The 13,982-nt window shown below is 39.7% G+C and carries 9 protein-coding genes; 2 read left to right on the forward strand and 7 right to left on the reverse strand.

Translation table 11 applies throughout. From position 1 onward, the window contains the following. Window positions 1-34 precede the first annotated feature (34 nt). Window positions 35-2,446, reverse strand: a complete 2,412-nt coding sequence (locus ABJG98_RS01075; RefSeq protein ID WP_348277601.1) for an ABC transporter permease — start codon at window positions 2,444-2,446, stop codon at window positions 35-37. 91 nt (window positions 2,447-2,537) lie between these two features. On the opposite strand from ABJG98_RS01075, the gene ABJG98_RS01080 reads away from it, so the two are divergent. Further along, on the forward strand, window positions 2,538-4,289 hold the full coding sequence (locus ABJG98_RS01080) for a sodium:solute symporter family protein (protein WP_348277602.1): 1,752 nt from the start codon (window positions 2,538-2,540) through the stop codon (window positions 4,287-4,289). Between the two features lie 172 nt (window positions 4,290-4,461). Beyond that, window positions 4,462-5,388, forward strand: a complete 927-nt coding sequence (locus ABJG98_RS01085) for an SDR family oxidoreductase (RefSeq protein WP_348277603.1) — start codon at window positions 4,462-4,464, stop codon at window positions 5,386-5,388. Between the two features lie 7 nt (window positions 5,389-5,395). Here the strand turns inward: ABJG98_RS01085 and ABJG98_RS01090 are convergent, their stop codons facing one another. The 6 genes from ABJG98_RS01090 to typA form a co-directional block, all read right to left on the reverse strand. After that, complete coding sequence (locus ABJG98_RS01090) at window positions 5,396-5,824, reverse strand: hypothetical protein (RefSeq protein WP_348277604.1); 429 nt, start codon at window positions 5,822-5,824, stop codon at window positions 5,396-5,398. A gap of 62 nt (window positions 5,825-5,886) precedes the next feature. Further along, window positions 5,887-7,335: a TolC family protein gene (locus ABJG98_RS01095; RefSeq protein ID WP_348277605.1), complete on the reverse strand. Its 1,449-nt coding sequence runs from the start codon at window positions 7,333-7,335 to the stop codon at window positions 5,887-5,889. Continuing rightward, window positions 7,328-8,707 (reverse strand): ABC transporter permease, encoded by a 1,380-nt coding sequence (locus ABJG98_RS01100; RefSeq protein ID WP_348277606.1) that lies wholly within the window; start codon window positions 8,705-8,707, stop codon window positions 7,328-7,330. Before ABJG98_RS01100 ends, ABJG98_RS01095 begins: the two co-directional genes overlap by 8 nt. Then, the gene (locus tag ABJG98_RS01105; RefSeq protein WP_348277607.1) at window positions 8,707-10,050 is read right to left on the reverse strand and encodes an efflux RND transporter periplasmic adaptor subunit; all 1,344 of its coding nucleotides are present in this window, start codon (window positions 10,048-10,050) and stop codon (window positions 8,707-8,709) included. Before ABJG98_RS01105 ends, ABJG98_RS01100 begins: the two co-directional genes overlap by 1 nt. A 39-nt stretch (window positions 10,051-10,089) precedes the next feature. Then, entirely contained in the window at window positions 10,090-11,937 is a 1,848-nt protein-coding gene (locus ABJG98_RS01110) for a peptidase M61 (RefSeq protein WP_348277608.1), read from the reverse strand. A 149-nt stretch (window positions 11,938-12,086) separates the two neighbouring features. Beyond that, entirely contained in the window at window positions 12,087-13,889 is a 1,803-nt protein-coding gene (typA, locus tag ABJG98_RS01115; protein WP_348277609.1) for a translational GTPase TypA, read from the reverse strand. Between the last annotated feature and the right edge of the window lie 93 nt (window positions 13,890-13,982).

The raw sequence follows: 13,982 nt of genomic DNA on the forward strand, positions 1-13,982 counted from the left end.
TCTAACCATGGAGGCACCTTTAAAACAGTTAGATCTATTCATTTCTCAATGATTTCACGGGGTTTACTTTAGCTGCGCGTCGTGCTTGATCCGAGACTATGACGATAGCAAAAAGGAGTACAATGCATCCGACTAAAGGAAAAATCCACCAAATTATATCTACTCTGATGGTGTAGCGTTCAAGGTATTTATCTAATAGGTACCACGCAAAAGGTGAGGCTATAAAAAATGAAATCAGCACCAGTTTAGTAAATTCTTTAGACATAAGCCTCATCAGGCTGGCTACTGTGGCACCCAGTACTTTTCGAATTCCAATTTCTTTGATGCGCTGCTCAGCCGTATAAGATGCTAAACCAAATAAGCCCAAACCAGTTATAATCATCGCAAGTGTAGCAAATAGGCTCGCTAGCTTTCGAGTAAGATTTATCGTTGTAAACTTTCTTTGAAACTCAACATCGGTAAAGTTGTATTCGAACGGATATGCTGGATTGTGCTTATTGAAAATTTGTTCGAGTCCTTGCAATGATGCCTGAAGGTCGTTGGTTTTTTTAAGGCGAATGGAAATATATCCACCCCAGTTTTGAATAATCATAAACATTGGTTTAACTGGCTCATAAGGAGATCCCATCAAAACATTGTCAACCACACCTATCAGCTTTCGCTTGTCACCCCATAATTCAAGATTTGTTCCTATTGGATCATCCAATCCCATGATATCAAGTGCCGCCTTGTTTATTACTATGGCGTTGGAGTCGCTGGCAAAATCTTTAGAAAAATCTCGTCCCATCAACACATCGATACCCATCGTTTTTGCATAATCATATGTAGTTGTGATAGTAGTGAATATGACCTTGCGATCAACAGGCTTGCCAGGCCATTCAAGGAAATTATTTGAATTAATTTGGGTTATTTGAGAATTGGACCTGGTCACCGATTCAACCATTCCTGATGCCATTAGTTCTTGTTTTATCACCTCATAGTTTTCTGAAAGATCATTGGTCTGCTCCACAGAAATCAAGTGATCTTGTTGATATCCCAAATCCCTGTTTTTGGCCAAGTTGATCTGCTGGAAAATGACAATCGTACTAATTATCAATACCATTGAAAATGAAAATTGTAGCACTACAAGAATTTTACGTGGTGTGGTGGCTCCTTTACCCGCTTTAACTGTTCCTTTCAGCGTTTGAACGGGTTGAAAAGAGGAGAGGTAGAAGGCAGGGTAGCTCCCGGCAATTATGCCAAGGACGATGATGATACCAATAGATGCAAGCCAAAAGATAGGATTAGCATAATTGATAGCGAGTTGTTTTTCAACCAAATTGTTGTAGGCGGGCAGAGCCAATTCAGTAAGAATAACTGCTATAAAAAAAGCAATAAAGGTGATAAAAATGGATTCGCTTATAAACTGATAGATCACGCGCGCTCTGCTGGACCCTAAACTTTTACGGATGCCTACTTCTTTGGCTCGTTTTTCAGACCTTGCTGTGGCAAGGTTCATGAAATTAATACATGCGATAATCAAAATGATAAAAGCGATGGCCGTGAATAATTGCACATAGTCACTACGACCACCTGCCTGCTCTCCTTTTTCATTCCAGTTGGAGTACAAGCGCCAGTCAGACATAGGGTGAAGAAAAAAGTACTTGTTCATGCCCTCTTCACCATCTTTTTCCTGGGCAAGATCATAGATGCTTAATTCTACATCCACTTCACGTACCGGATCATTCAACTCTACAAATACCTGAAAAGAGTAATTCCCCCAATTCGTTTTATTATCCTTTACCCACTCATTGACTGATTCACGATATTTCCAGGTAGCCAGATAGTCAAACTCAAAGGAAGAATTCTCAGGTAAATCTTTTACGATAGCGGTTACCTGTAGTGTACCTTCATCTGAAAGTCGTACTTGTTTGCCAATTGGATCCTCATCGCCAAAGAGAATTTTTGCGAGTGATTCAGATAATACAATGGACATTGGATCTTTTAATGCTTCACTGTGTGTGCCTGAAATCAGCGGAAATTCAAACATCTCTAAAAATTCTTCGCTTACATAGTATCCCCTTTTGATGATTCTAATATCGCCTGCTGTAAGTAATCGATCACTTCCCCATCCGGCAACAACTGAATTTTTGATATTGCTATCAATCACCTTCATCTCTTCATATGTTGGCAAGGGAACAGATCGCCAATTATTTACTCTATCATCAAATTCTGAACTGACATATAATTGATAAAGGCGATCGTATTTGGGAAGAAACTTATCATAGGATACTTCATCAGCTACCCAAAGTAGAATAAGCACACTACAAACAATACCTATTGAAAGACCTGAAATATTGATAATGGAGTACAGTCCATTCTTTTTCAGATTCCGGAATGAGATCAAGAAGAAATTTTTGAGCATGAGAATGAGGTTAGTATAGTTTAAGGACTGTATTATGTGCATTAAAGTTGCACGTCTAGTGAATTACTGTGTTGATTTGAGATAGTTACATGCCTTTGCTTTATTTTCAAGGCTCATAAAATTAGCAATCAAAATGGTTCTTACTTTTTCAGATTGGCTTGTAATAGCCATTTTTTTCACGATCGTTCTTGGCATTGGCTTGGCAGCTAGCAAAACAGCTGGAAAAAGTTCATTAGAGTACTTTCTTGCTGGAAAGTCTATGCCATGGTGGTTGCTGGGAGTTTCAATGGTGGCGACTACTTTCTCGGCAGATACGCCCAATTTAGTGACAGGCTTTGTGCGCGAGGGTGGTATTGCAAAAAATTGGTTGTGGTGGTCTTTTTTAATTACCGGAATGGTAACGGTTTTTATCTATGCAAGACTATGGAGAAGATCAGGTGTATTGACTGATCTTGAGTTTTATGAACTAAGGTATGGAGGTAAGGCGGCTTCATTTCTTAGAGGATTTAGGTCGCTATACCTGGGTGTATTTTTTAATTGCCTGATTATGGGATCTGTCACCTTAGCGGCAATTAAAATCTCGTCTATACTTTTTGGAATAGAACCTATATATACTGTGATAATTGCATCGGTAGTTGTTGCAGCATATTCTGCTCTTGGAGGAATAAAAGGAGTGATATGGACCGATTTTTTCCAATTTGGAATAGCACTTGTCGGAGCCATTTATGCTGCCTATATAGCCGTTTCACAACCAGAAGTAGGCGGATTATCAGGCTTAATTTCTAATGAATCACTTGAAGGAAAACTGGACATTCTCCCAGACTTTAATAACACCTCATTAATGGTCTCCATGTTTATTATTCCCTTGGCTGTACAGTGGTGGTCGGTTTGGTATCCGGGTGCTGAGCCTGGAGGTGGTGGATATATTGCCCAGCGTATGCTAGCTTCTAAGAATGAGAAACATGCAGTAGGAGCTACTCTCTTTTTCAATTTTGCACATTATGCATTAAGGCCGTGGCCCTGGATCCTTGTAGGATTAGCCTCACTCATCTTGTTTCCTGATTTGCAGTCAATAAAAGCTGCTTTTCCGGAAATAAATGATCAATATCTTGGTGACGATATTGCTTACCCTGTAATGCTGACATTGCTATCTCCAGGATGGCTCGGGCTAGTAGTAGCTTCGCTAATAGCTGCGTATATGTCTACAATAAGCACTCACCTTAATTGGGGCTCCTCATACGTAGTAAATGACTTTTACCAGCGATTCGTTAAACCTCAGGCTTCCGAAAAGGAACTTGTGAGGATGGGAAGAATATCCACTGTAGTACTAATGATCATAGCTGGAGTTCTGGCCCTTACTATTTTAGAGAATGCTTCACAGGCATTTAATATCCTCTTGCTTTCTGGTGCAGGAACTGGAGCAATATTCCTGTTCAGATGGTTTTGGTGGAGGATCAATGCAATTACTGAAATTGTGGGAATGATTGTAGCAACTATCAATGCATTCATTCTCGTGCTATGGGTTCCAAATGAAAAGCTTGCCACTGAATTGATGGATGGATTCACGGCTAAATTATTAATCGCGACAGGCATAACTACTATTGTTTGGATAGTGACAGCTTTGCTTACAAAGCCCGAGTCAGAGGAAAAATTGCAAGAGTTTGTAGACCAAATTAAACCAGGGATTGGTTGGAAGAGATTTAATTCAAGGGGTGAATCAGATCTACTAGCAAGCCTAATGAGTGTCTTTGTTGGAACTATAGGTACATACGCCGCTCTTTTTGGTATTGGAAGTTTGATCTACGGAAATTTATTCGTTGGCTTTGGACTGTTGTCAATCTGTACTCTTTCGGTTGTTGTGATCTTTAAGTTGTGGAAACATTAGGAAATTGTGAATAATGAAAAATACCCAAAAGTGGGTATTGTTTATCATTTGATAAGTTGAGTACTTTGTTCCCAGATACTCACCGCTCTATTCACTGCCAAATGTAGAGGCGCCATTCCGGGGCCTCTTTTTTTACGCTCTTTGGCTATATTGCCTTTTCAAAATTAATTTTATGAATCACACACAAGGCATGCTCAGTCCTGAGTCTCTAAAGGGCAAGACAATAATTGTAACAGGTGGCGGAACTGGACTAGGGAAATCAATGGGTGCGTATTTTTCCGAGCTTGGAGCCAACCTTGTGATAACCAGCCGGAAAATTGAAGTCTTAGAGGAAACGGCAAAAGAAATATCAGATAAGTCTGGATATCCTGTGCATTGTGTGGCTTGTGATGTTCGTGATTACGAGCAAGTGGAGCGAGTTATAAAGGAAGCAAAAGAGAAGTTTGGGAGTGTAGATGTATTGCTAAATAATGCGGCTGGTAACTTCATCAGTCCCACAGAAAGGCTTTCACATCGAGCATTCGATACTGTTGTGGATATTGTTTTGAAAGGTAGTTACAATTTCACCTTAGCCTTAGGCAAAGACTGGATTGAAAATAAGCAAAAAGGAAATGTACTTAGCATAGTAACTACCTATGCCTGGACGGGTTCAGGATACGTCGTTCCCTCTGCTTGTGCTAAAAGTGGAGTTCTGGCGATGACAAGGTCACTTGCAGTGGAGTGGGCCAAATATGGAATTAGAAGCAATGCAATTGCTCCGGGACCATTTCCAACAGAAGGAGCTTGGGATAGGTTGTTGCCTGGTGATTTAAAAAAGAAATATGATCCAGCTAAGAAAGTACCTCTTCAGCGGGTAGGGGATCATCAGGAACTTGCAAACCTTGCTGCATATCTCGTGTCAGACTATTCAGCTTATATAAACGGTGAGGTGATTACTATCGATGGAGGGGAGTGGTTGAAAGGGGCAGGGGAGTTTAATCAGCTCGAGGCAATTCCAGAAGAACTATGGGATGCAATGGAAATGGGCCGTAAGAAGGGCAGCTCTAAGCTCAAAATGATGTGGTTATACTTTAAGGGAATGCGAAAGCTCAAGCTTTAGCCTAAACTTATTGTTTGTTGAAGGTAATAACTGATTGACATCCACTAATATCGTCTTCAGCTTCAGTTACTATTAATACTGAGTTAGTAAGTGTGTAGGAGTCAGGATCTGTGCAGTTGGGTTCTGTAGATTCACAGAGAAGAATAGTGGTGGATGTTGCAGTTACTGTTCCTGTTTCTGATTGCTGACCACCAGCATCATCAACTTCTGTCAAAGAATAGGTGCCGTCACTGTTGATAGTGACGCTAATACAAAAAGGATCACAAGTAAGTATTCCATTTTCTTCAGAGTCCAAACAATCTGAAAATACGATTGATGTAGATATCCAGGTGCCTACCAGTGCCTCCAACGGACTCGAGGCGCCATCGTCACTACTGCAATTAATGAATGTTGTGAAAAGTAATAATATCGATAAGAATCCAATTGATTTCTTCATAAATGTAGCATTGGAACTACATATAAGTTAATCATTCTGATGATCAAGTCCAATTAAACGATTTAGTCATTTATGGTGTAAAGCAATTTCCGATTTGCAAAATCATAAAGTGTTAGTCTTCTTAAATCATAATATGCTATCCAGTAGCTTCGAAGCGCATTATTATAGCTTCTTTTTGCTGTATCCTTTTCAGTCAAAGCTATATTAAGGTTAGTGATATCGATTTTACCAATCAGATATCTGTTTTGAGCAACTTCATATCTTTTTTGAGCAACTTCATCCGATTTCTTCGAAATTTCGATTTGTTGGCGTAATACATCAAGCTGACGAACTTGGGTGATAATCTCTTGCTCGAAATTTAGTTCTTCCTGCGCGATTACATAATCAGTTAGCTGTTTGTTGGCCAACGCTGTTTTCATTCTAGCCTCATTGCGACCCCAATTTACGATAGGGATGTTGAGTGTAATATTTGCAAACTGCTGACTTTGTGCATTTTGATAGGATTCATCAAATGCTGTAGCTGCACTGTTAAGTCCAAAGGATGCATTAAGATTCATTTGAAAACGCTGACCTCTGGCCTCAGCTACCTCTGCATCTGCTTCAATTCTTCTTCGTTCAAATGCAATAAAATCTGAGCGATTATCTTTCGCGTACTGCAAAGCTACTTCTTCATCAACGGGAAAAATTGGAATATCTTCTGGCAATGAAAGATCAAAATTATCTCCCTCATTGAGTCCGATAAAGGTTCGAAGTGCCAAGCGTGAGGTTTGAAGATCTAATTGAGCCTGAGCTAAATCTTGTTGTGATCTCAGCAGCTGAAGTTCTACCTGTAGGAGCTTATCTTCAGAAGCAGTACCAATGTTATATCTACCTTTTTCAATGTTATAGATGGTGTCATTATTTGCTAGATTAAATTGTGCAATTTGATAATTTACTTGTGCATCCAAGTAGTCAAAAAATCGTTGAACTGCATTTCTTGATACAAACTCCATTTCTTCCACATAGCTTCTACGGGACTCTTCGTAGCGAATAGGCTCAGTCTTTTTATCCCATTTAAGCTCATTAAAAGCAAATATTGGCTGATTGATGGTTAAATCTACAATTGTGCTTCTGTAGCGTGTTTCATCGTTGACAATATCCTGAAATTGGCTTGCTCGTGTATTTACAGAAACACTACCTCCGGTAGGAGAGATAGGCTGAAACAAGCCCAGGTTTAAAGAAGAGTTTGTCTGCTCCACGGGCCTGAATTGAGTAGAGCCATCTTCTTGAGTAACGGGTATGAACTGATTGCTATAAGCAGGTAAATTGCCACTCAGTGCTAGTTGTGGATTGTAATTTGATTTAAACAATCTATACTGCCAGAATCGATTTTCTTTTCTAGTCTCCGCCTGTTTTGCTTGAGGAGACTGTCCTTGAGCCAATGCAATAATGTTATCTAATGAATAGACTTGCTGCGCGCTCGCTGTTAATGAAAGCCCGATCAGGCATATTCCGGCAAATAATTTATTCATATCTAAGAGAGGTAATTGGGTCTTGAGATGCTGCTTTTTTTGCTGGCGCGATACCAAAGATGAGGCCTATGGCTGTAGCTACACCAAATGAAATTAAAATGGATCCAAACGAAATAACCGTGGGAATCTCGGCAAACCTGCTTACAGCAAAAGCCATGATTACACCTAAAAGAATGCCTATAAATCCGCCACTGACGCTGATCATCATAGATTCAAACATGAATTGATTGATAATGTCAGTTTTTTTGGCTCCTATTGAAAGCCTGAGTCCAATCTCTTTGATCCGCTCAAGAACAGATGCTAACATGATATTCATGATTCCGATTCCACCAACGATCAATGAGATACCTGCTATGGCTCCGAGAACATAGCTGAAGATATCATTTGTTCGCTGCTGCTGCTTAAGTAGAAGTTCCGGGATTTCTATTTCATAGTCCACAACTTCATTGTGTTTTCTTTCCAGCATCCGTACTATGACATCTGCTGTAGGGTTAAGTTTTTCCGTTTCAGCTACCTGAACAACCAGCCTATCAAGTTGATGATAGTTTACGACTGGTTTTGTAGCGTTATCAGAGCTACTTCCCCCGCTGCCACCACCAATGATGATGAAGTTTCCAGCAGAACCCTTGTTGGCTCCTTGAATCATTTCTTGAGTGAGCATGGCTCTATTCTTATATCGTACCAATACTGTTTGTAAAGGTGTATATACATCCATGTTGTAGTCTCGTATGCCTAGCTTGCTTATGCTGCTTTCGCTGATGTATCTTTCATCAAGTACTCCTATTACTTTTAGCCAGTTGGGACCACATTTTATCATTTTACCAACAGGGTTTTCAGAGGGGAAAAATTTGGCTTTGATGGATTTTCCAATGATACAAACCGCTTCTCCTTTTTCAAGCTGGGTTGTATTAAACATTTTGCCTTCTGATAAAGTAAAATTGAAAATTTCAAAATAGGAGGGCTCTACACCAACAAGTTTTGCTGACCTCCGAATGCCATTTTTGATGATGTAGGTTTCTAATAAGATTTCTGGGCTTATTGTTTCTATTCCCGGGATTGTTTTCAGAATAGATTCCTTGTCTTCTAATGTTAGTCCAGAGGAGAATTTCTTTTTTTCTTTGGCCTCTGTGTCATCCTCTGCGAGGTTTTCTTCAGTCTGCTCAACGATAGGTTCGATGATGATGTTGTTGACTCCAACTAGTTTAATTTGCTCGAGTATTTCTTGCTGTGCTCCATTCCCAATTGCTAGCATAGCTATTACAGCAGCAACGCCAAAGATGATTCCTAGAGCTGTCAGAATTGATCGCATGCGATTGGCCAGGACTGCTTCTATAGCAATCCAGAGATTGGCTAAGACTCTTTCCTTATCCATTAATTTCTACGTCTTCGCCCTTGAGGCATTTGTGACTGATTAGGTTCAGGGTCTTCTACCACTTCTTCCTTCTTGTTACGTTTGCCATTCATTTCCAGCAATAAGTTCACCTCTTCATTATCCATTCCCAATACGGACGAAAGGTTTACTCGATCACCTATTTCCAGACCTGCGATAATATGGACATTTTCTGCGTTTGCATCACCAATAATCACCTCTTGCTTGATGGTAGAAGCGCCAGACTTCTTAAAGACATATGTAATGGAGTCGTATTGTGAATGTAAGCTTTCGAGTGGTACAAAAAGCGCATCTTCGACTGTTTTGGTAATGATTTTATTACTTGTGGTCATCCCTGGTTTAAGTAACGGATCCGTCCCGAAAACTTCAATTTCTACTTCAAAGACTTTAGCGTCTGAATTGGGACGTTGCTCCCCAACGTTGGCGACCTTTGTAACTCTTCCTCTTAATTCTTTATCTGGGAAAGCATCAAATCCAATTTCAACGCTTTGGCCAGCCTTTACTTTTCTAATGTCTACTTCGTTTACATACGTTTTAGACATCATTTTACTCAAATCGGGCAGCGTAGCTACTACAGGATCCCAAGCGCTTACCTGCGAACCGGCCTTAACTGATTTCCCATCCCAACTTCTTTCGTAAATAAGCATTCCACTTTGTGGTGCTAAGATTGTGAAGCTTTTTGATAGCTCCATTAGGCCTTCAAGTTCGTTTTTATCGCCTCGTAATTCTGCTGAGGCTTCCTGCATCTTCGCGACATTCTGTTGACGCTTTATTTCATAGTTTTCAGTGGCTTGCTTAAGCGACCTTTGCGCTTTTTCAAGCTCGATTTCGGCTTTTTGAATAGTTGCTGGTGGTTCGAATTGAGACTGATCTAAGGTTAGCTGTTTTTCTCGAACTGTATAACCTAGATTGATTAACTCATCACGTGCTTGACGCATCGTTAATGCAGTATCTAACCTTGTTTGTGTGAACTGTGATTGTGTCTCATCTACTTCTAGTTGAGCGTCTTTTATTTTTCCTGTGAGCTCAGAAGGATCCAATCTAGCAACATATTGCCCTTCTCTGACCTCTGTACCTTCATCAATTATGTGTTGGATAGTCACGTTCCAGATTCTATAATTTCTAAGGCCACTTGGACCCTTAATAGGTACTGAATTCTTGGCATCTAATGAACCAGAAGTCATAATGTCTACCACAAAGTCGCCTTGCTCAACTTCCACAACAACCTCGGCTGTTGAGTCTGATGAACTACCTGAAAAAACGAAGACTAATAAGGCGATTGCTGCAGCTCCGCCTATTAGCGCTATTTTATTATTCTTCTTCATTTGAGTTAGGTCTCTATATTTATACCTTTTTATTTCAAATTAGTTACTGGAACCCAGCCAAAAAGCCTTTACTTTTTGCTGTTCAGGGGATGGATTTTCCATCTCTTCCAAAAAATGCTTTTGAGATGATTTCACCTGTTTGGCTTTAGCTTTTAGCTTTACTTCTTTGATTTTTCCTTTAACTTCTCTCTTAACGATCACGGTTACTTTATCTCCAGCTTGTGCCTCATTGTAATAGGATTGAATAATATCAGAAAAAGTTTCAACTGATACTTCACTTCCATTCCATGAGAGTAATACATCGCCTACTTGAAGTCCCAGGTCTTTGCCGAAATCATTCATATTGTCTGTTGATGCCACAAATATTTCCTGATCTTCATTCAACGCAGGAGTGAATTTTCCGGCCGTGATAACCATTTCATCATTTTCCGGAGAGTATCTAAATCCTGCCCATCCAAGGATTTCAGTGTAAGGCAGTTTTTCACTTCCTCCAACATACTTTCTTAGGAATGCCCCCACCTCACTAGAGGTAATTTTTTCAATTTCATTAAACAACTCTTCATCTTTAAAAGCTTTAAGAGAACCGTATTGTTTAGAAAGTTCTCGTAGGACTGATTGTAGGTCTTTTTGTCCATTAGTTGATTTTATAATTGTTAGATCTAAACACCACGCAATCAATGCTCCGCCGGCGTATACATCACCATACCTTCTTTCATTGATAGGCTCAAGTATGTTCTTGCTAAATTCTGTGTACGGAATATCAACGTTATATTGATCTTGTTGATTCATCTTGTTCCTCATCTCATCTAGAAAATCTTCTAAATCATACAAACCATATTTTACCTGTACATGCTGAGAAGCATATTCGGTCACACCCTCATACAGCCAAAGGTGCTGACTCATTTTAGGTTCTATATAATTGAAATCATGAATTTCTTCAGAATGAATATTTAGCGGTGTAACGATGTGAAAAAACTCATGAGCGGCTATATCTTTTACAGTTTGGCTAATCCTGGTTGGATCCATCTCTGGTAACGTATAAAGAGAAGAGTAGGAGTGTTCTAAAGCACCAAATGACCCTGAGATAGTTTGGCTATCAAATAGATAGATTAGATATGCGTAGCGATCAACAGGAAGCTTTCCTCCAAGGTATTTTGCTTGGGCTTCCATTAATTCATCAATGGTATCCATCACGTCAGCAGCTGATAGTACCTTGTTAGGAGAATAGACGGATACAAGAATATTGGCGCCAGCTATTTCTTTTGTCGCAATATCAGGCTTGCTGTACATTATTGGTGCATCGGCTAGAAAGTTGTAATTCTCTGCCGTATATGTATCGGCGGTGCTTGTGGATGACTCCAATTTAAGAGAAGTAGCACCTTTGATTTCTTCGTCATGTACAATTGTGAGATTGAAGGGCTTGAATTTATAACCGTCCACATAGCCGACAAATCCGAATGTATTCATTACGAACACGCCTTTATCAGCTTCAATGCTCATACCTCCTGGCTCAAAAAGACGATTGCTTCCATATCCATTAAAATCATCAAAAGAATCTTCTACCCAGTAAGTAATTTTCTTAAGCTTAGTAGCATTTTTAATTGTCCATCTATTGGTTGAAATATTTTCTGTTTCTAATTGATTCCCTTCTTCATCTAATGCCTTGAAATCATCAACAAAACGCCCAAAATCGGATATACTATATGTTCCGGGGACCACTTTAGGCATGTGGTATTCAACAGTTTCTTCAGCGATAGCCGGCAATGTGATTTCTACTGGAAGTCTATCGTTTACGGCCTGGGTAAGATCAATATTGATTCTATAACTGTCTTGAGCCTGAACAATGGTTGCAAATGCAATAGAGAGGATTACTAATGTTTTTTTCATAATAATTGTTGTCACAAATACTGTGCAAGTTTAAGCGTAAAAAAACCCCTATTGTTTGTTAATAGGGGTTAATTTATATGAGTGGTTTGCCAGGGATTTGAATTGACAATTCCGCTACTTTTTCATCAATATCAAAATTAAGTCAGCTTCTAGGCATTAGCCATTCGCTTTCGTTGATTTTCATCCAAATAGATTTTTCGCATGCGTATTGACTTAGGTGTCACTTCCACGTATTCATCTTTTTGTATGTATTCTAAAGCTTCTTCGAGGCTAAACTTTTTAGCTGGAATGATCTTGGCATTGTTGTCAGTTCCTGAAGTACGCATGTTGGTAAGCTTCTTTCCTTTTTGAATGTTTACAACAAGGTCATTTCCTCTTGAGTGCTCACCAATTACTTGGCCTACATATAAATCCACACCAGGATCAACGAAGAAAGATCCTCTGTCTTGCAATTTGTCAATTGAATAAGCTGTTCCCGGGCCATTCTCGATAGAGATCAATGAACCATTTATTCTGCCTGTGATATCACCTTTGTACGGTTGATATTCTTTTAACCTGTGTGTCATTACCGCCTCCCCAGCAGTTGCGGTTAGCATATTGTTTCTAAGTCCAATCAACCCACGAGAAGGAATATCAAATTCGAGATGTTGGATGTTGCCTTTAGGCTCCATCACCTTCAATTCACCTTTTCGTTGGGTAACCAGCTCAATCGCCTTTCCTGAATATTCTTCTGGCACATCGATAACCATGTGTTCGATTGGTTCAAGCTTTTGACCATTTTCATCTTCTTTGAAAAGTACCTGAGGCTGGCCAACTTGTAGCTCATATCCTTCTCTTCTCATCGTTTCAATCAAAACAGATAGGTGAAGCACACCACGTCCAAAAACAAGGAACTTATCTTCTTTGTCGGTTTCCTGAACCTTTAAAGCCAGGTTTTTTTCCAATTCCTTCATCAAACGGTCACGCAGGTGACGTGATGTCACGAATTTGCCTTCTTTTCCAAAGAATGGAGAATCATTAATAGTGAAGAGCATGCTCATGGTAGGCTCATCAATTGCAATTCGAGCAAGAATTTCAGGATTTTCAAAATCAGTCAAAGTGTCGCCAATTTCAAACCCCTCAATGCCTGTAACTGCACAGATATCACCTGCCCTAACTTCAGAAACCTTCTTTTTACCTAGACCTTCGAATACATGTAACTCTTTGATTTTTACTCTTTTCATTGAGCCGTCCTTCTTGCTGATGCCAAGTGAAGCACCTTCTTTTAGGGTTCCTTGCCATACTCGACCGATCGCTATTCGTCCAGTAAAAGATGAGTAATCAAGGGATGTAATTCGCATTGCAGGTACTCCGTCTTTGAATTCAGGAGCTGGTATCACTTCGATAATCTTGTCTAATAAAGGAGTGATGCTATCAGTAGGCGCTTTCCAATCTTCACTCATCCACCCTTGCTTACTTGATCCATAAAGGGTATGAAAATCAAGTTGCTCTTCAGTAGCATCCAACGAAAACATCAAGTCAAACACTTGCTCATGTACTTCATCTGGACGACAATTTTCTTTATCTACTTTGTTTACTACAACTATGGGTTTGAGTCCCAGGCCCAAGGCTTTACCTAATACAAATCGAGTTTGTGGCATAGGACCTTCAAAAGCATCACACAAAAGGATTACTCCGTCAGCCATTTTTAGTACACGCTCAACTTCACCTCCAAAATCGGAGTGACCCGGTGTATCGATGATGTTTATTTTCACGCCTTTGTATTCTGCGGAAACGTTTTTGGAAAGAATGGTAATACCTCTTTCTCTTTCCAAATCATTGTTGTCAAGAATCAATTCGCCTTTCTCCTGATTCTCTCGAAATTCCTGAGTAGCGTAAATGATCTTGTCAACGAGTGTAGTTTTGCCATGGTCAACGTGTGCGATGATGGCAATATTTCTAATTTCTTGCATGCAATTCTGTATTCGGGCGCAAAATTAGATAGAATGATCGTGGAATGCACTATATCAGCTAAAGACAAAACCTATATTTGCGCTCTCTTATCG

Origin of the sequence: Ekhidna sp., from assembly GCF_039960695.1 — a bacterium.
Classification (GTDB): Bacteria; Bacteroidota; Bacteroidia; order Cytophagales; family Cyclobacteriaceae; genus Ekhidna.